At 59.9% G+C, this 18666-nt stretch carries 19 protein-coding genes; 10 read left to right on the forward strand and 9 right to left on the reverse strand.

Features of this window, described 5'->3' with window-relative positions; all coding sequences use genetic code 11:
• Positions 1 to 119 precede the first annotated feature (119 nt).
• Positions 120 to 1733, forward strand: a complete 1614-nt coding sequence (locus AC1DV9_RS05705) for a glycoside hydrolase family 43 protein (protein WP_477946640.1) — start codon at positions 120 to 122, stop codon at positions 1731 to 1733.
• A 387-nt stretch (positions 1734 to 2120) separates the two neighbouring features.
• A complete protein-coding gene (locus tag AC1DV9_RS05710) occupies positions 2121 to 2444 on the forward strand; it encodes an RcnB family protein (RefSeq protein WP_477946641.1) in 324 nt (107 codons plus the stop codon).
• Positions 2445 to 2657: 213 nt separating this feature from the next.
• Here AC1DV9_RS05710 and zigA read toward each other — a convergent pair whose 3' ends face one another.
• Positions 2658 to 3863: a zinc metallochaperone GTPase ZigA gene (zigA, locus tag AC1DV9_RS05715; RefSeq protein ID WP_477946642.1), complete on the reverse strand. Its 1206-nt coding sequence runs from the start codon at positions 3861 to 3863 to the stop codon at positions 2658 to 2660.
• A 95-nt stretch (positions 3864 to 3958) separates the two neighbouring features.
• Positions 3959 to 4963 carry a zinc ABC transporter substrate-binding protein ZnuA gene (gene znuA, locus AC1DV9_RS05720; protein ID WP_477946643.1) on the reverse strand — a complete coding sequence of 335 codons (1005 nt, stop codon included), beginning with the start codon at positions 4961 to 4963 and terminating at the stop codon, positions 3959 to 3961.
• A gap of 101 nt (positions 4964 to 5064) precedes the next feature.
• Here znuA and AC1DV9_RS05725 point away from each other — a divergent pair, with 101 nt between their 5' ends.
• The 5 genes from AC1DV9_RS05725 to AC1DV9_RS05745 all read left to right on the forward strand — a co-directional run bounded on the left by AC1DV9_RS05725 (position 5065) and on the right by AC1DV9_RS05745 (position 8087).
• Positions 5065 to 5961: an ATP-binding cassette domain-containing protein gene (locus tag AC1DV9_RS05725; protein WP_477946948.1), complete on the forward strand. Its 897-nt coding sequence runs from the start codon at positions 5065 to 5067 to the stop codon at positions 5959 to 5961.
• Positions 5954 to 6766, forward strand: coding sequence for a zinc ABC transporter permease subunit ZnuB (znuB, locus tag AC1DV9_RS05730; protein WP_112387138.1), 813 nt, complete (start codon positions 5954 to 5956; stop codon positions 6764 to 6766). The genes AC1DV9_RS05725 and znuB overlap by 8 nt, the downstream gene beginning before the upstream one ends.
• On the forward strand, positions 6763 to 7161 hold the full coding sequence (locus AC1DV9_RS05735) for a Fur family transcriptional regulator (RefSeq protein WP_112516017.1): 399 nt from the start codon (positions 6763 to 6765) through the stop codon (positions 7159 to 7161). Before znuB ends, AC1DV9_RS05735 begins: the two co-directional genes overlap by 4 nt.
• 106 nt (positions 7162 to 7267) lie before the next feature.
• Complete coding sequence (locus AC1DV9_RS05740) at positions 7268 to 7717, forward strand: hypothetical protein (protein ID WP_477946645.1); 450 nt, start codon at positions 7268 to 7270, stop codon at positions 7715 to 7717.
• A 13-nt stretch (positions 7718 to 7730) separates the two neighbouring features.
• A complete protein-coding gene (locus tag AC1DV9_RS05745) occupies positions 7731 to 8087 on the forward strand; it encodes a hypothetical protein (RefSeq protein WP_477946647.1) in 357 nt (118 codons plus the stop codon).
• On the opposite strand, the gene AC1DV9_RS05750 is transcribed toward AC1DV9_RS05745, so the two are convergent.
• Both AC1DV9_RS05750 and AC1DV9_RS05755 read right to left on the reverse strand, forming a co-directional pair.
• Positions 8088 to 8618 (reverse strand): gamma carbonic anhydrase family protein, encoded by a 531-nt coding sequence (locus AC1DV9_RS05750; RefSeq protein ID WP_477946648.1) that lies wholly within the window; start codon positions 8616 to 8618, stop codon positions 8088 to 8090. It abuts the gene before it with no gap.
• 8 nt (positions 8619 to 8626) lie between these two features.
• Complete coding sequence (locus tag AC1DV9_RS05755; protein ID WP_477946650.1) at positions 8627 to 9325, reverse strand: fumarylacetoacetate hydrolase family protein; 699 nt, start codon at positions 9323 to 9325, stop codon at positions 8627 to 8629.
• 3 nt (positions 9326 to 9328) lie between these two features.
• On the opposite strand from AC1DV9_RS05755, the gene AC1DV9_RS05760 reads away from it, so the two are divergent.
• Together AC1DV9_RS05760 and AC1DV9_RS05765 are read left to right on the forward strand one after the other, a co-directional pair.
• Entirely contained in the window at positions 9329 to 9538 is a 210-nt protein-coding gene (locus AC1DV9_RS05760) for a hypothetical protein (RefSeq protein ID WP_477946651.1), read from the forward strand.
• Between the two features lie 395 nt (positions 9539 to 9933).
• Positions 9934 to 10146, forward strand: a complete 213-nt coding sequence (locus AC1DV9_RS05765) for a cold-shock protein (protein WP_007533154.1) — start codon at positions 9934 to 9936, stop codon at positions 10144 to 10146.
• A 75-nt stretch (positions 10147 to 10221) separates the two neighbouring features.
• Here the strand turns inward: AC1DV9_RS05765 and dusA are convergent, their stop codons facing one another.
• On the reverse strand, positions 10222 to 11268 hold the full coding sequence (gene dusA, locus AC1DV9_RS05770) for a tRNA dihydrouridine(20/20a) synthase DusA (protein ID WP_477946653.1): 1047 nt from the start codon (positions 11266 to 11268) through the stop codon (positions 10222 to 10224).
• Positions 11269 to 11666: 398 nt separating this feature from the next.
• Here dusA and AC1DV9_RS05775 point away from each other — a divergent pair, with 398 nt between their 5' ends.
• The gene (locus tag AC1DV9_RS05775; RefSeq protein ID WP_477946950.1) at positions 11667 to 12272 is read left to right on the forward strand and encodes a J domain-containing protein; all 606 of its coding nucleotides are present in this window, start codon (positions 11667 to 11669) and stop codon (positions 12270 to 12272) included.
• 31 nt (positions 12273 to 12303) lie between these two features.
• Here AC1DV9_RS05775 and AC1DV9_RS05780 read toward each other — a convergent pair whose 3' ends face one another.
• The 4 genes from AC1DV9_RS05780 to uvrB form a co-directional block, all read right to left on the reverse strand.
• Positions 12304 to 13485 carry an ATP-binding protein gene (locus AC1DV9_RS05780; RefSeq protein ID WP_477946654.1) on the reverse strand — a complete coding sequence of 394 codons (1182 nt, stop codon included), beginning with the start codon at positions 13483 to 13485 and terminating at the stop codon, positions 12304 to 12306.
• A 78-nt stretch (positions 13486 to 13563) separates the two neighbouring features.
• The gene (locus tag AC1DV9_RS05785) at positions 13564 to 14790 is read right to left on the reverse strand and encodes an IS701 family transposase (RefSeq protein ID WP_477946656.1); all 1227 of its coding nucleotides are present in this window, start codon (positions 14788 to 14790) and stop codon (positions 13564 to 13566) included.
• A gap of 34 nt (positions 14791 to 14824) precedes the next feature.
• Positions 14825 to 15625 carry an AlbA family DNA-binding domain-containing protein gene (locus AC1DV9_RS05790; protein WP_477946657.1) on the reverse strand — a complete coding sequence of 267 codons (801 nt, stop codon included), beginning with the start codon at positions 15623 to 15625 and terminating at the stop codon, positions 14825 to 14827.
• Positions 15626 to 15703: 78 nt separating this feature from the next.
• Positions 15704 to 18637, reverse strand: coding sequence for an excinuclease ABC subunit UvrB (uvrB, locus tag AC1DV9_RS05795; protein WP_477946659.1), 2934 nt, complete (start codon positions 18635 to 18637; stop codon positions 15704 to 15706).
• Positions 18638 to 18666: the final 29 nt, after the last annotated feature.

The following is an 18666-nucleotide window of genomic DNA, read 5'->3' on the forward strand; positions in this document are numbered from 1 at the left end:
CCGGCCCAAGGACTTGGGCCGGCTGGATTCCTGTGACGAGCACAGGAATGAGGGAGTTGGGGAAACGTCGCCCGTACCTCTTGTTATACTGACGTACCGCAAATTCTGGAGGAGCCGCCATGATCCGCAATCCCATCCTGCCGGGTTTCAATCCGGATCCATCGATCTGCCGCGTCGGCGAGGACTATTATATCGCGACCTCGACCTTCGAATGGTATCCGGGCGTGCAGATCCATCATTCGCGCGATCTGGTGAACTGGACGCTGGTGAAGCGGCCGCTGGAACGCAAGTCGCAGCTGGATATGCGCGGCAACCCCGACAGCTGCGGCGTCTGGGCGCCGTGTCTTTCCTATGCGGACGGGTTGTTCTGGCTCGTCTATACCGACGTCAAGCGTTTCGACGGCAATTTCAAGGATGCGCATAATTACATCGTGACGTCGCCTGATATCGAGGGCGAGTGGTCCGAGCCGGTCTATGTGAACTCGTCGGGCTTCGATCCGTCGCTGTTCCATGACGATGACGGACGCAAATGGTTCGTCAACATGCAGTGGAACCACCGCACGGAGAGCTATGGCGGCGCACCGAAGTCACCGGCTTTCGACGGTATCCTGCTACAGGAATGGGATCCGAAAACGCGCGAGCTTGTCGGTCCGATCAAGAACATTTTTGCCGGCAGCCCGCTGGGGCTGGTGGAGGGACCGCATCTCTTCAGGAAGAACGGATACTATTATCTGACGACGGCCGAAGGCGGAACCGGCTACGACCATGCGGTGACCATGGCGCGCTCGCGCAACATCGATGGTCCCTACGAGATGCATCCGAACATGCATCTGATCACCTCCAAGGACCAGCCGGGCGCGGTGCTGCAGCGGGCAGGGCATGGGCAATATGTCGAGACGCCGGATGGTCAGGTTTATCACACGCATCTCTGCGGCCGGCCGATGCCGCCGAAGCGGCGCTGCACGCTGGGGCGCGAAACGGCGCTGCAGAAATGCGTCTGGAAGGATGACGGCTGGCTCTATCTCGAGAACGGCACCGTGGTGCCCGATGTCGAGGTTCCCGGCCTCAATGGTGCGACACTCGCCGAAAAGCCGGTTCGCACCGAATACAGCTTCGACGGCGGAAAACTGCCTGCCGATTTCCAATGGCTGCGGACGCCGGAGCCGCAGCGCATCTTCAATCTCACGGACCGGCCCGGCCATCTCCGGCTGATCGGGCGTGAGAGCATCGGCTCCTGGTTCGAGCAGGCTCTGGTGGCGCGCCGTCAGGAGCACCACAGTTTTCGCGCCGAGACGGTGGTGGAGTTTCAGCCGGATACTTATCAGCAGGTGGCTGGGCTGACTCACTACTATAACCGTCACAAGTTTCACGCTGCCGTCGTGACACTGCACGAGAAGCTCGGCCGTTGCGTGACGATCTTCTCCTGCGATGGCGACTATCCGAATGGGCGTATGACATTTCCGGCCGGAAGCGGTGCCGCATTGCCGCCGGAAGGGCGCGTGCAACTGTCTATGGAAATCCGCGAGAACGGGCTGCAGTTTTTCTGGCAGACGGAAGGGATGGGCGCCTGGCAGCCGATCGGGCCGGAGCTGGATGCCGGTGTGGTTTCCGACGAGGGTGGGCGCGGCGAGCATGGCTCGTTTACCGGTGCCTTTGCCGGTGTGTTTGCCTTCGACACATCGGGCAGGGCGAAGACCGCCGATTTCGACTGGTTCAATTACGAGGAGTTGTGAGGGAGTGGCGGCCTGTCTGCCACTCGCCCTCGTCCTTCGAGGCCCCTGCGGGGCACCTCAGGATGAGGGCTGGTCGTTTGCGGGCTTGGTTGTTGATGGCTTTTCGAGTGGTTTGGTCGCTGATGGATTTGCAGGTGGCTCAGATCCTTGATCCTGATCATGGCGAAAACATCCACTCCAACCTCATCCTGAGGTGCCCCGCAGGGGCCTCGAAGGACGAGGTTGGCCACCAGAGATGCAAGGTAATAATCGCAAATAAGATAAAACTAAATTATAAACTTCTCCCTTTATCATGCAGATTTGATTACGAAAGTTTAATTTAAGTTTCAGATTCGGTTCATCTTTAGAGACGTAACTTCGGGGCGTGTTCAACACGAGGAACCCCCAATGAAAAAGATCTTCGCCGCTCTGCTCTCCGCCTCCTTCCTGCTGTCGCCGATCGTTGCTTCGGAAGCCAGCGCTAACGATTATCGCCGCCCCGGTGTCGTCGAGCGGGACGTACACAAGCAGGTCATCGTCAAGAAGTACCGCTGGACCAAGGGTCACCGCGTCAGCGCTGCGGAAGGCCGCCGCATGTCTGACGTTCGCGACTACCGCCGCTACCGCCTGTCGGCTCCGCCGCGTGGCTACCATTGGGTGAAGGTCGATAACGACTTCCTGCTGGTTGGCGTGGCAAGCGGCATCATCTCCAGCATCATTTCCGGCCGCTAAGCAGCCGGGATCGATGAGGAGGGCGGCAGCGATGCCGCCCTTTTCATTTGTGCTTGATGCTGGATGGACGGCGCCAGATAGCGACACTCAGCAGTGCCGCTCCAAGCGCTGCTGGCTTGCTTTTCTCTTCTTCCGGAGCGCTGAGACCGGGGATCGGCGGCAGCGGTTCGCATTCCTCGCAGACGCACCGGAACGGCTTGATCGGCCTTGCGGTCATGCGGCACGCAGCGCCCAGCTGGCGAAGGGATCCGGCAGGTGGCGCCATTGGTCCGGTGTGAAATCGTCGGCTTCGACAAGACATGCATCGAGGCTGGCGCGGATCGCCGCCTCCTCCATCGGATCGGCGCCGATGAAGACGATCTCCTGACGCCGATCGCCCCAGATCGGGTCAAGATTGCGCGCGAGTGCTGCCGTGAAGCCCGGATCGCGGGGCCATTGTTCGTTCGGCACGGCTGCCCACCACAATCCCATCTTGCCGGTCCGCACGATCGCGCCAGCCTGGCTGATCTCCCCGACATAGTGAGGCCGGGTGGCCAGCCAAAAGAAGCCCTTGGCACGCACCACGCCCGGCCATGACTGATCGAGAAAGGCCTGCAGCCTGGCGGGATGAAAGGGACGCTTCTCGCGATAGACGAAGGAGCGGATACCGTATTCCGCGGTCTCCGGCACATGATCGCGGAAGCCATGGAGCTCCTTGTACCAGAGGGGATGGGTCTCGGCCTTGTCGATATCGAAGCGGCCGGTATCGAGGACGTCGCGGAGGTCCACACGGCCGAAATCGGTCTCGATCAGCCGCGCGTCCGGGTTCAGCCCGGTGATGATGGTGCGGGCCGCGTGGCGTTGTTCTGGCGTTGCGGTCCCGCTCTTGTTCAGCACGACGACGTCGGCGAATTCGATCTGTTCGACGAGGAGATCGACGATCGTCCTGTTGTCGCCATCGCCCGCCGTTTCACCGCGGTCGGCGAGGAAATCGGTCGAGCCATAGTCGGCCAGGAGATTTGTGGCATCAACCACAGTGACCATCGTATCCAGCCGGGCGATATCGGAGAGGCTCTCACCCTTCTCGTCGCGGAACTCGAAGGTGGTGGCGACGGGCAGGGGTTCGGCGATGCCGGTCGATTCAATCAGCAGATAGTCGAACCGGCCCTGGGCGGCGAGCTTACGGACTTCGCTCAGTAGATCGTCGCGAAGGGTGCAGCAGATGCAGCCATTGGTCATTTCGACCAACTGCTCCTCGGTGCGCGAAAGATTGGCGCCGCCGTCACGGATCAGCGCTGCGTCGATATTGACCTCGCTCATATCGTTGACGATCACCGCCACGCGCATTCCCTGCCGGTTGGAGAGGACATGATTGAGAAGCGTCGTCTTGCCCGCGCCGAGAAAGCCCGAGAGAACCGTCACCGGAAGTCTGCCGTCCATGAATATCTCCATTGTAAATGTTATACCATTACATATGATGACCTAAAAAAGGCGAGCAGAAGCGCTCGCCTTCTCTGGCCGGTGCTCGAACGCGCTCAGCTATCGCGGCTGAGGCAATCCTTCATGCTGGCGGCGATGCCGCGCATCAGGGTGAAATAGAGATCGGGGCCGGCCTTCAGCGTTGCGGCTTCTGGATCGAGCACGCCCGATTTGGCCTTCGTGCCTTCGATGACGACATCGACGAGGCGCGGTTCGAATTGCGGTTCGGCGAAGACGCAGGTGGCGCCGAGTTCGCCGACCTTCTGGTGGATCTCGGACACTCGCTCGGCGCCGGGAATGGTTTCGGGGCTGACGGTGATCGATCCTGCCACCTTGATGCCGTAGCGATGTTCGAAATACTGGTAGGCGTCGTGGAAGACGATGAAAGGCTTGTCCTTGACCGGAGCGACTGTCGCCGCCAGTTCCTTGTCGAGTGAATCGAGCTTGTCATCCAGCGTCTTGGCATTGGCCTGGTAGGTCAACGCGTTCGCCGGGTCGGCGGCGACCAGCGTGGTGGTGATTTCGGCGGCCATTGCCTTGGCGTTCATCGGGTCTAGCCAGAGATGCGTGTCGAATTCGCCATGCCCGTGATCGTGGTCATTGTCGTGCCCGCCATCGTGACCGGTGGCCTCCGCAGCCTGGTGATCGTGGTCATGATCGTGGCCCTCGGCCTCGTCGCCGTCATCATGCGGCTCGAAGGCGCCGCCTTCGCGGAATTTCAGCTTGGTGAGGCCGGGCGCATTGTCGAGTTCGGCGATGCTGGCATCACTGCCCAGCGCCTCCAGAGGCTTCTGGAGAAATGCTTCCAGCCCGGCGCCGACCCAGAAGATCACCTTTGCATCCTGCAGCGCCCGCGCGTTGGATGGTTTCAGATTGTAGGTATGCGGGGAGGCGGCGCCATCGACGATCAGCTCTGGCGTACCGACGCCCTGCATGATCGAGGCGACCAGTGAATGAATGGGCTTGATCGAGGTGACGACAACAGGCGCATCGGCAGCCTTGGCGGTTCCTGCCAGCATCAGGGCCGGAAGGGCGAGGGAGAGGCCGGCAGCCAGTTTCATGTGCACGCTCCGCTTGAATTGCGTTTGTTATGTTATTACATCAATTGCGTAATGCTATAACGTGTGCGATAGCAGGACGCAACAGCACATCAGGAAAAATGATGCTATCTCCCGCCAATTCCGGGGCGAAGCCACTGGTTTCCCTCAATAATGCCGGTATCCGCCGCAATGGCCGCTGGCTGGTGCGCGGCGTCGATTTTTCCGTTTCGCGCGGCGAGATCGTGACGCTGATCGGGCCGAACGGCTCCGGAAAATCGACAAGCGCCAAGGCTGCCATCGGCGTGCTCAAGCCTGACGAGGGCAGCGTCGAACGGCTGCCTGGGCTGAAGGTCGGCTATGTGCCGCAGAAGCTTGCCGTCGATTGGACATTGCCGCTGACTGTGCGCCGGCTGATGACGTTAACCGGCCCGCTCGCCGAAAAGGAAATGATGGCCGCGCTCGAGTCTGCCGGCATGGCGCATATGCTGAATGCCGAAGTTCAGCATCTCTCCGGCGGAGAATTCCAGCGCGCCTTGATGGCGCGCGCCATTGCCCGCAAGCCCGATCTGCTGGTTCTCGACGAGCCTGTGCAGGGCGTCGATTTTTCCGGCGAGATCGCGCTCTACGACCTGATCAAGCAGATCCGCAACGAAACCGGCTGCGGCATTCTGCTGATTTCCCATGACCTGCATGTGGTCATGGCCGAGACCGATACTGTCATCTGCCTGAACGGTCATGTCTGCTGCCGCGGTACGCCGCAGGCCGTCAGCCAGAGCCCCGAATATGTGCGGCTGTTCGGCAGCCGGGCGGCGCAGACGCTTGCCGTCTACAGCCACCACCATGACCATACGCATCTGCCGGATGGGCGCGTCCTGCATTCAGACGGATCGGTGACCGATCACTGCCATCCAGAAGACGGCCATCACCACGATCACGATCATGGGGACGGGCACGATCATAGTGCTCACGATCATGATGGCCACGATCACCATCACCATGCGGGAGAGCGCCATGCTTGACGATTTCTTCGTCCGCGCCGTGCTCGCAGGCGTCGGCCTGGCGCTGACGACAGGGCCGCTCGGCTGCTTTATCATCTGGCGGCGAATGGCCTATTTCGGCGATACGATCGCCCATTCGGCGCTGCTTGGGGTGGCGTTGTCGCTGCTCTTTCAGCTCAATCTGACGCTCGCGGTCTTCGGCGTTGCTGCCACAGTGTCGATCCTGCTGCTCTTTTTGCAGAAGCGTCAGGCGCTTTCGGCCGATGCGCTGCTCGGCATTCTCTCGCATGCCACACTCGCCATCGGCCTTGTCATGGTCGCCTTCATGAGCTGGGTGCGGATTGATCTGATCGCCTTCCTGTTCGGCGACATCCTTGCCGTATCCAAGACCGATATCGCGATGATCTGGGGCGGCGGGCTGTTCGTCGTCGCGGCGATCGCCTGGCTCTGGCGGCCACTGCTGGCCTCGACCGTCAATCCGGAGCTTGCCGAAGCCGAAGGCCTGCAGCCCGAGCGGGCACGGCTGTTCTTCATGCTGCTGATGGCGGTTGTCATCGCCATAGCCATGAAGATCGTCGGCATCATGCTGATCACCTCGCTACTGATCATTCCGGCAGCTGCGGCGCGCCGCTTTTCACCGACGCCCGAGATCATGGCGGTGCTGGCATCGCTGATCGGCGCCGTTGCCGTCGTCGGCGGTCTCTTCGGCTCGCTCACCTATGACACGCCGTCAGGCCCGTCGATCGTCGTCGCAGCCCTCATTCTCTTCATCCTCAGCCTGCTGCCGCGGCTGGGGCGCAAGGAACCGCAAGGACAAGGCACATGAACACGCCACAGCTGACCAAGAACCAGGCGCTCGTCTTCGATGTCCTGGAAAAGGCGGAAGGCCCGCTCAGCGCCTACACGATCCTCGACAAACTGCGCGATCACGGGTTCCGGGCGCCGTTGCAGGTGTACCGGGCGCTGGAGAAGCTCCTGGAATATGGCGTCGTGCACCGGTTGGAGAGCATCAATTCCTTCGTCGTCTGCGCCCATCCGGATGAGAACTGCCACAGCCACGGCACCGTCGCCTTCGCCATCTGCGATAGCTGCGGCCAGGTTATCGAGTTCCATGACCACGCTGTCGATCATCAGCTGATGAACTGGATGCGCAGCAAGAAGTTCAAGGCGGAGAAGACGACGATCGAGATCCGCGGCGTTTGCGAGAGCTGCGCGGCCTGACGTCATGCAATCGAATGCATCTATTTGGTGTATTTTATTTTATATGTAATTTAAGATTGCATTTGATTTTGCACGCGCTAGGATGTCCGTGAATGGAGGGCATCCTATGGGTCTTATCCGCAAACTGATGAGCTTGACGCTGCCGCTGCCGCTACTGCTCGGCGGCTGTGCCATTTTCGCGCCCAGTTACAATGAGGCGATCTATACTAAGCTGGACGGCGCGCACGTCAGTCTCACCAAGATCGAAACCTCTATCGAGGCAAGCAGCCCCTCGCGTGTGCCCTATGGCAAGGTGGAGCCCTACTATATCGACGCCTTGGCGGGTGTGAAGGAGGCTGCGGACATTGCCGGCAAGCGGCCGGCCTACCTCCGCGGGCGGCCGGCGGCCAATGCCGCACAGCTTCTTGTCGATAATATCGATAATTGTCGCCGGGCGATCGAGGCCTCGCGCGCAGCATTCAAGGCCGACGGCCAGGCGCCTAACGAGGCCGACAATATTTCCGTTGTTCGAAACGTCTGCGCCATTCCAAAGACGATGGAAGGCGCCTTGAAATAATAGGGGGTTGTTCATGCCGATCGATACTGCGAATTTCGCGCCGGGGTCTGCCAAGGAGCTTTTCGAAGGGCTCCTCGAGGTGGCGATCCTCAAGGCAAAAGACCAATGGAGCGGTATCAAGCAGGAGATGACCTTCCAGCTTGAATTCATCGCCCAGAAAACCGCCAAGGTCATCGCGCAGCTTGCTGCCGGGGAAATTAGCGACAAGAACGCCGACCTGACGCTTCATCTGCTTGAGATCAATCTCAACAGCGCTCTGAAGGAGTTCGAATTCCTTCTCTACAACGCCGCCCAGAAGATTCTGTCCGCCGTGTTCGGCCTTATCAAGGTGGCGGTGAAAAACGTCACCGGCGTCACTCTTCTGTTCTGATCAATCCAGCCGCTGCAAATCCCGCGCGAACCGCTGCCAGTTGGCGACGTATTTTTCGGCCGAGCGTTTCAGTCCCTCGATCGCCTTGTCATCCAGCGTGCGGATCGCGCGCGCCGGTGAGCCGACGATCAGCGAGCCGTCTGGAAATTCCTTGCCTTCGGTGACCAGCGCATTGGCGCCGACCAGGCAGTTGTTGCCGATCTTCGCGCCGTTCAGCACTGTTGCGCCCATGCCGATCAATGAATTGTCGCCGATGGTACAGCCGTGGACGATGGCGTGGTGTCCGATGGTGCAGCCTTCGCCGATCGTCACCGGGGTGCCCGGATCGGTGTGCAGCATGGCGCCTTCCTGGATATTGGTGTTGCGGCCGACGGTGATCGGCTCGTTGTCGCCGCGCAGCACCGCGCCGAACCAGATGCCAACGCCTTCGCCGAGCGCGACATCGCCGATCACATGGGCATCCGGGGCGATCCAATAGAGGCCGTCTGCCGGCAGCCTCGGCCTCAATCCTGCAAGTGCATAGACGGGCATGGCGCGCCTCAGCCGACGGTAACGGTGAGGGTGGCGACGCCGTCGATGCCGCACTCGACCGTGTCGCCCTTCCTGACAGCGCCGACACCGGCTGGTGTGCCTGTCATGATGACGTCGCCGGGGGCGAGAATGAAGAGCTTTGAGAGTTCGGCAATGATCTCCGGCACTTTCCAGATCATCTGGTTCAGATCGCCTTCCTGCACGCGCTTGCCGTTGTGATCGAGCCAGATCCGGCCGCTTTCGGGATGACCGAGCTCATCGGCGGGGACGATCGGCGAGACGGGTGCCGAATATTCGAAGGCCTTGGCCACCTCCCACGGACGGCCCATCTTCTTGGCAACCGCCTGCAGGTCGCGGCGGGTGAAATCGATGCCGATGGCGTAGCCGTAGATGCAGGCGAGCGCCTTTTCGACCGGAATGTTCTCGCCGCCTTCCTTCAGGAAGATCACGCACTCGGCTTCGTAATGCACGTCCTCGGAGAGCGGTGGGTAGGGGAAGGGCTGGCCGGCGGGCAGAAGATTGTCCGGGTTCTTCTGGAAGAAGAAGGGCGGCTCGCGGCTCGGATCATGGCCCATCTCGATCGCGTGGTCCGCATAGTTGCGCCCGACGCAATAGACGCGGCGCACCGGAAAGAAACTGGCGCTGCCTTCGACCGGCAGGAGAACGGGTTGCGGAACAGGAATGACGGTGTTGATGGCGGATGACATGGCATGCTCTTGCTGTTGGTGTCCGGCGATCTTAGACGCAAAGCGGCAGGCAATGAAAGGACGCGGGCGCGATTATCGGTCGCGTGCCGTGCAGCGAACACCGGCAACAAAGCGATTGCGATCGCCCGCGGCAAGTACCGTCGCATGACGCTCGCCTTCCACGGATCGATGGTGACTGTAATCGCCCATCTGATGCTGTTGATTGCGGCCTGATATATCTCTGCAGGTTGTATAACGGTCCCGTTCCGGCACGGAGTCCCGAAATGGGACAGCCGAATCTGTGGGTTGTCACATTTGGTCAACTATCTGAATCTTTGGTATTTCCGGGCTTCGCGAAGGGCGTGCCACAATATTGCCGCTTGCTTTTTATTCCGAATGCTGTCACGTCATGCAGTACTCGGGCATTAGCATGCCGGTGACTGGACAGATTGGTAGCTCTCCCGCAAGGGTGGCAGAGCGGCAAAACCGCTTCGTAGACGTTCTTTCCCCGTACGTGACTTCTCCGACTGACCCTTCGCGCCCGGTTCGCGGGACGAAAGCTAAAGCCGTCCGCTTCCTCTCGAGGGGGCGGATACTAAGACAAGACTAAGGGAAAAGGACTATCCCACATGGCCACCAAGGGCACCGTAAAATTCTTCAACCAGGACAAGGGTTTTGGTTTCATCACTCCGGAAGGCGGCGCTAAGGACGTATTCGTCCACATCTCCGCTCTTCAGGCTTCGGGCATCCAGTCGCTGCGCGAAGGCCAGCAGGTCACGTTCGACACCGAGCCGGATCGCATGGGCAAGGGCCCGAAGGCCGTCAACATCTCGGCCAACTAATTCAGTTTCTGCCATCCGGCAGGAATGAGAACGGCGCCTTCGGGCGCCGTTTTTCGTTTGTGCGCATTGCTGCGCTCAGGCGCTGAGCGCTTCGGCCGGTGCTGCGCTGACATCCACCGCTGCGAAGGCGGCGGCGATCACCTCGGGACCGGCGCCGGGCTTGGTGGCATCGGTCGACAGGATCTGCCGGTAGCGGCGGGCGCCGGGCAGGCCGGTGAACAGGCCGACCATGTGGCGGGCGATATGCTGGACACGGCCGCCATTGTCGATATGCGCCTGCGCATAGGCCATCATCCGGTCGCGCAGGTGATCCCAATCCATCTCGCGGGCCGGGGCGCCACAGAAACGCTGGTCGACGTCGGCGAGAATGGCGGCATTCTGATAGGCGGCGCGGCCGAGCATGACGCCGTCGACATGCCCGAGATGGGCCTCAGCCTCATCCAGCGTATGGATGCCGCCATTGATGCCGATGAAAACGTCAGGCCAGCGCTGTTTCATCCGGTAGACCATCTCGTAGTCGAGCGGTGGAATCTCGCGGTTTTCCTTCGGGCTCAGGCCCTTCAGCCAGGCCTTGCGGGCATGGATCCAGATCGCGTCGGCGCCGGCATCGAGCACGCGGGTGATCAGATCGGGCAGGGCGGCCGTGGGTTCCTGCTCATCGACGCCGATGCGGCATTTCACGGTCACCGGCACCGCCGACACTGCCTTCATGGCACGCACGCACTCGGCCACCACTTCGGGAGTCAGCATCAGGCAGGCGCCGAAGGTGCCTGACTGCACGCGGTCGGAGGGACATCCGACATTCAGATTGATCTCGTCATAGCCATAGGGCGCGGCGATCCTGACGGCCTCGGCAAGCTTGGCCGGATCGGAACCGCCGAGCTGCAGCGCGACCGGATGTTCCGCCGCGTCGAAGGACAGCAGCCGCTCGCGCGGGCCATGGATGATCGCATCGGCCACCACCATCTCTGTATAGAGCAGGGCGTTGCGGCTGATCTGGCGGTGAAAATAGCGGCAATGACGATCGGTCCAGTCGATCATCGGTGCCACGGAGAACACCGGCCCATTCGCATAATGAGCCTTGCCTTCCGTCACCGATGTGCCGCCGCCCTGCGCCGTCATGCCGTTCCGATCCTGTTTCGCTGTCGTCCCGCCATCAAATGGCCCATCACAGATGGGAATACGACGCGCGATGCGCAACCGCCGGGGACGAGGTCCTATACAGAACAAATCCCGGCATGGCGAGCGGCAAAATCCGGATGCGGGGCGGCGTTTTGGCTGTGAAAATCGCCCGCTGTTCACAATTTCGTCCCGACCGGCGGAATAATGTGGGCGCCGGATGCCGGGACTTGATGCAATCAGGGTGAGGGCGTAGGTCAAAGGCAGGCGTTTTCGCGCGTGCGGCTGACGACGCAAATGCGGCCTCACGGCGGCCGGCGCCGGGCTGCTTTCGACGGGGGGCCGGAGACAGGAATGGGAATGCGGAAGGACAGGTGGGCGGTTTGATCGATCCCTATGTTATGCTCGGAATTGACCGCGATGCCGGAGAGCCTGCGATCCGCAGCGCCTGGCGCAAGGCTGCCAAGACCGCGCATCCCGATTCCGGGGGCGATGCCGAGCATTTCGGCAAGCTGCAGGCCGCCTATGATCTCTTGAAGGACCCGGTGCGCCGCCGCGTCTATGACGATACCGGCTACGACCCCCAGCTCGCCGATCCCAAGGATCTCGAGGGCGTGCTGATGCTGGAAAAGCTGGTCAACGACCTCATCCTCGACGAGCGCGAACCCGGCAGCTTCGACCCCGTCGCCGCCATCCGCCGCAAACTCTCCGACGACATCGTCAAGAACCGCTTCCACATCCTGGAACTGGAGCGCCACCGCAACCGCGTCCGCCAGCACATCGACCGCCTCGGCCGGCGCCCCGAAACCGACGTCCTCGGCTCCATGCTGCGCGCCCGCAGCCAATCGATCACCGACGCCATCCAGAAGGCGCAGGGCCAGATCGAGGCGATCGAGCATGCGTATCAGATGCTCGAGGGGTATAGCTATGAGCTGGAGGCGTTGGTGATGGTGGCGGAGCGGGAGAGTGAGCCGCAGGTGGTGAGAAGGGGTGAGGCTGCGGAGTGAGGGGGCTACTCACTATTTACAAAGCTAAAATCTACCGATTCAAGCGCTTCGGCTGAGCGCGAGCGCCGCGCGCCGGCTTGATGATGCAAACTCGATCCTCGATCGTGACTGAGCCTGCGCCTAAAGCTGCCTTCTGAGCATCTTCGGACGAGAACGCTATGAAGCAATAGCCTCTGCCATTCTTTAATTCAACGGACTGAATTTCCCCGAAAACTGACAGTGCGTCATAGAACGACTTTCTGCGAGCACGATAGGGAACATTCGAAACATGGATCTCGAATGACTCTGGAGGCAGGTCTTCCTTCTCCGCTATAGTTTCTGTCCTCTGTACACTTGTCTTTGCCGTCGAAGTAGTTGTCGCGATATCCTCGGGATTTGTGTTGACCCGAAACCGTGCAATACTCCTAATGCCGATCTTTCTTTTAATGGCATGAATTTTGGCCTTTTCTTTCGAAACGGCTGATTGAATTATGCCGATCTTTTGTAAAGATTGCAGTAATTGCCTGTAATGTTCGATGTCGATAATCCCGACGCGATCGATTATGTTTTGCGGAGATATCAAATTTCCGTCGCGACCAAGCAGCACAATTGATTTTTGCTGAGAAGAAAGATTGTACTTGTCAAAGTGACTAAGCCACAAAACTTCATCTTTGCTATAGATCGTTCTATGGTGCATATCCAAGTGGAACGAGTTATTTAGGCTTCTGATTTCCGGCGGTGCGAGTTCGTTTGACTTCATGAGCTCAAAAATTCGGCGCATTCCTTCGCCGAGCTCTCTCATGAAGCCTAATTCTCGCAATGTACGTGCGACGTAAGAGTTTCGAGACTGGTGGACGCCCCTCATTTCCTTTAGATCTTCAAGTCTTACTGAGGAAAGCAGACCGCCTGGATTCTTGATCTCGATACGATCATCGAAAACAAAGATCTCGATGCCTGCGCCCTCGTTTGAGTAATCACGGTGGGCAATCGCATTAACCAATGCTTCTCTGCACGCGTTTTCTGGATACATGAAGGTGGACCGAAAACGTGCATCCTCATGGAAGGTGGTCTGGACCAGAAATGGCCTCAACAGGTCCCACGACGCATCGATAATCCGACATATATTGGTTGAAACAACGTCATCTGAAACCACGTTATAGGCGGCACCAGTCCCTAGCACTACTTTGGCAGAAGAGATTTTGGGGTTCGAATTTGCCCTTTGCAGTGGGGACATCGGATTAGCGTCTGAATTAGCGTCATTGGTCTAGCGAGTGCGCTGATGACGGCTCGACGGATAGCAGGCAAGGTGGGCTCAGGCGGCCCCTTGCGTATTTGTCGCTTCTTTTTTTTCCCGCTTTGCAGTCTGCAATCTCTGGCGCTGCAGGAAGGCATAGGCGATCATTGTCATCAAGGCGTGCCGGTGTAGCCCTTGCCATGATCGGCCTTCGAAGTGGTCGAGGCCGAGTTCCTCTTTCATCTGCTGATGCGCTTGCTCGCAAACCCATCTTGCCTTGATGGCGGCCGCCAGCGCTTTTAATGTCGCATCGGCCGGCAAGTTGGACAGGTAGTATTTGCGCTCGTCGTTTGATCGCCATTCGCCAACCAGCCAGGCTTCCTCACCCGGCATGTGTTGCTGTCCCTTGTCAAGAATGCGTTGCGGCATGCCGTCTGCGATCCGAACGCGCAATGCGGCAAAGCGTGCCGTCAGGCGGCCCTTTGTGCCACGCCGCCAACTGATCTTCTTCCAGCTTGCGTGCGTCAGGATCGTTTCCGCGGCTACCGACAGAATATCGGGGATTGGATGCTTGCGAGGACGACCATGACCGGCGACGGGAAAGATCAATGCAACATCATGAGGATATACTTTCTGATGCTTGGGAATGCCGACCGCCCAGGTCAGGCCGCGGCCACTCAATCCCTGGCGGAAGGCCGCCGACAGGCCGTAGCCTGCATCAGCCAGCACTGTACCAAACCGGACGCCAGTCACGATCAACCGGTCGATCTCGGCGAGAGCAATTTCCGGCTTCGTGCGAGACGTTCGCATGCCGTCGGGAACTCCGGCCTTGGCCATCCGCTCCCTGTCGCTCGTCCAGCTCTCGGGCAAGAACAAACGCAAGCCAACTGGAACTGGCACCTCGTCTCGGGCAAGCGTCACCGACACCAGCGTCTGGCAATTTGCCCTCTTGCCCAGCATCGAGGCGTATTGCGGTGCAACTCCGACCGAGTGATCGCCCTTCTTCGGCAGGCCGGTGTCATCGATCACCAGAAACGCATCGGATGCGCCAACGATCCTGTCCGCCTGCAGCGCAAGCTCAGTTTCAAGAGGAACAGCATCCCAAAGGCCGTCAGAAATGAAATGGTGGAGGCGGTCGTAATGGCCTGGAGCAAACCGTTCCGCCATCGGCTCGATACTCTTGCGATCACCGGGACCAATGAGCCCGGACACGTAAAGAGGGCACATCTGTCGCCGCTTCTTGTGTCCGAGCTTCTCCAGAAATGGCTGCAAAAATGCTGAAAGCTCCGTATCCCAATCTGCCATGTCGCGCCCTCAAATGAAGAGAGCACAAATCATCTCAAACCAGCCTTGCCCGAATCTGCCAAAGTAGTGCTAGGTTGATCCCGTCGATTTTCATGATTCGCACTTGGCATCTGGGGTGCCATTTCGTGATATCTTTTGCGAAGAGTAAAAGCGCTGCGCGACGCAGTCGAAATCCTATCTCCGGCCCACCATATTCAGCCAACCCGAGGTACTGAAGAGATTTCTCGGCGCTCATTCCTTTGGAGATTTGATCTCCCGTTATTTGCAATAGGTCTGCATCTAGATCCCAAACGCTGGCACCATCTACAAATTGCCTATCGAACTCTCTCGACAATATTTCGAATCTATCAAGCTGAATCGATTCGGCTGAAATTGGTATTGTTTCGAGATCGTTTCTTTTTAGGCATCTCCCATCTGATGTCTGATGTATGTATTTTGTTGATTTTGGTATACTAAAGGAAATAACTGTATTTCCATTTATTGTTTCTATGCTTGATTTTACCGATTGCAAAGGTGTTGTGCGAAGCACATGCGTTATCGGAGCCTCCATTATAGTCTCAATGGCTACGGTATCATAACACTGTGAGCCGGTGATCTCTCCCGAGTCCTCTACCCCGATTAAAATTTCGCCTCCATCGGCGTTGGCGAATGCGACGAGTGCCTCAGCGATATCCTTGCAAACGTCTCTCAATGGTCTGGCAATTTTCTTTCCGGGAGCGCCGTGGTAGGCACTTTTGAATTCGCGAAAATGGCTTTCTCCCAGTGATATTGAGACCGAAATCTTTTCGTTTGCTGACAGCATATTCTTCTCCCAATCGCTGTCATCTGTCTTCATAATATCGCATACGTCAATTGAAAATTGAGCTTTTTAAATAAAGCTCATGGTTGAGATGTCTTAAGTGATCGGCGGCTCTCACCGCCCCGGCCGCCCCGTTTTCCCCTTCGTCCGGCTCTTGCGCTTCTGCTCGCCCGAATCCTCATAGCTCCCGACACCTGTCTTGCCGCGCACCAGCGGGCGGACGTCATGGTTCGAGACGGCCCTTTGGGCCTCCTCACCATGAGGGGAGCGCTCCGCTTGCCCTTCGAGCAGGGGCGAGAAGCGCTTGGTGCTCTTTGAAGCATCCGGCTTTTCCGGCAGCTTTCCGCTGACCGGTTTTTCGGTGCGGCCGACGGTCATTTCGTCGAGGTCATTGCGGCGGAAGTAGGAGGGCTGAGCAAGATCGCCCCCCTCTGGCCTGCCGGCCATCTCCCCCACAGGTGGGGAGATTGGCTGGGGGGCGCCGCTCGCTCCATTTTCTAGCTTCGGCGCTGACGCCGTCGACCGCAGCCTCGCAGCATCCCGCTTGCCGGCTTCCATCGACTTGGCTTCCTCGCGGGCCATCGGGTCGTCCATGACGGCGAGTTCGGCGGCCTTGAGGCGTTTGATCTCGTCGCGCAGGCGGGCGGCCTTTTCGAAGTCGAGGTCGGCGGCGGCGTCGCGCATGGATTTTTCGAGCGCGTTGAGATGGGCCTGCAGGTTGTTGCCGACGAGGTTGCCGCCATCGGCGAAGCCCTTGCCGTTGACGCCCGAAATGTCGGCGCGGACGTGGTCGCGCTCGTAGACGCTGTCGAGGATGTCGGAGATCTTCGCCTTGACCGATTCCGGGGTGATGCCGTGTTCGGCATTGTAGGCCATCTGCTTTTCGCGGCGGCGGGTGGTTTCCTCCATCGCCCGCTTCATCGAGCCGGTGATGTTGTCGGCATAGAGGATGACCTTGCCGTCGACGTTACGCGCGGCGCGGCCGATGGTCTGCACCAGCGAGGTCTCGGAGCGCAGGAAACCTTCCTTGTCGGCGTCGAGGATGGCGACGAAGCCGCATTCGGGAATGTCGAGGCCTTCGCGCAGGAGGTTGATGCCGACGAGGACGTCGAAAGCACCCAAACGAAGATCGCGGATGATCTCGATGCGTTCGAGCGTGTCGATATCCGAGTGCATGTAGCGGACGCGCACGCCCTGTTCATGCAGATATTCGGTCAGGTCCTCGGCCATGCGCTTGGTGAGCACGGTGCAGAGCGTGCGATAACCCTTGGCGGCTGTTTCGCGGATTTCGCCGAGCACGTCGTCCACCTGGGAGCGGGCGGAGCGGACTTCGACAGGCGGATCGATGAGGCCGGTCGGGCGGATGACCTGTTCGGCGAAGACGCCGCCGGACTGTTCCATTTCCCAGCCGCCGGGGGTCGCCGAGACGGCGATCGTGTCGGGGCGCATGGCGTCCCATTCCTCGAAGCGCAAGGGACGGTTGTCCATGCAGGAGGGCAGGCGGAAGCCGTATTCGGCCAGCGTCGCCTTGCGCCGGAAGTCGCCCCGGTACATGCCGCCGATCTGCGGCACGGTGACATGGCTTTCGTCGATGAAGACGATGGCGTTGTCAGGAATATATTCGAATAGCGTCGGCGGCGGATCGCCGGGGTCGCGGCCGGTCAGGTAGCGCGAATAGTTCTCGATGCCCTGGCAGGAGCCGGTGGCCTCCAGCATTTCGATATCGTAGCGGGTGCGCTGCTCCAGGCGCTGGGCTTCCAGCAGGCGGCCGGCCTTTTCGAGTTCGGCGAGGCGGAGCTTCAGCTCCTCCTTGATCGACTTGATGGCGCCGTTCAGCGTCGGGCGCGGGGTGACATAGTGCGAGTTGGCGTAAATCTTCACCGATTTCAGGTCGCCGGTCTTGGCGCCGGTCAGCGGGTCGAACTCGGTGATGGCGTCGATCTCGTCGCCGAACATCGAGATGCGCCAGGCCGCGTCTTCCAGGTGGGCAGGGAAGATTTCGATCGTGTCGCCGCGGACGCGGAACGAGCCGCGGGTGAAATCCATGTCGCGGCGTTTGTATTGCTGGGCGACGAGGTCGGCCAGCAGTTGACGCTGATCCAGGCGGTCGCCGACCGCCATCTGGAAGGTCATGGCGGTGTAGGTCTCGACCGAGCCGATACCGTAGATGCAGGAGACCGAGGCGACGATGATGCAGTCGTCGCGCTCCAGCAGCGAGCGGGTCGCCGAGTGGCGCATGCGGTCGATCTGCTCGTTGATCGACGATTCCTTCTCGATATAGGTGTCGGAACGCGGGACGTACGCCTCCGGCTGGTAATAGTCGTAGTAGGAAACGAAATATTCGACGGCGTTATCGGGGAAGAAGTTCTTGAATTCGGAATAGAGCTGGGCGGCCAGCGTCTTGTTCGGCGCCAGGATGACGGCGGGGCGCTGCGTCGCCTCGATCACCTTGGCCATGGTGAAGGTCTTGCCGGAACCGGTGACGCCGAGCAGCACCTGGCTGCGGTCGCCGTTCTCCAGGCCTTCGACGAGGTCGCGGATCGCCGTCGGCTGGTCGCCGGCGGGGCTGTATTCGGAGTCCATGCGGATGGTGATGCCGCCCTCGGACTTGTCGGGGCGGGCAGGTCGGTGCGGCGTCCAGATCTTGCCGTTCTTGTGCAGCGGATTTCCAGATTCGATCAGCGCCGACAGCGCCTCGACGGTCGCCGTCACGGCGGTGCCTGCCTGCAGAGAGGCGGCCTCTTCCAGCGTCGTGTCCATGCCGGCGACGGGATTGAGACCGGCGGCGGCGCGGGTCTTCGGGTCGGTCGAGCCGCCCATCGACGTGCCGCGGGCGGATTTCGACGCGGCGATCTCCACCTTCTTGCGGTGCTTGCCGGCTTTCGAGGCGATCTGGCGCTGCGTCTCGACGGAGGATGCCTCCGCATCGGCCTCCAGCTGCTTCACCCAATCGGCGACGGAACCCTCGAGCGGGACGCCTTCGAAAGACGACTGGGGAGCTTCCTCGAAACCATTCGGGGCGGGGGATTTCTTCGTCGGTTTTGCCATGGCCGGAATATGGAGAGAGTCAGCGCGAA

This window comes from Rhizobium sp. 01L410 (genome assembly GCF_056400165.1).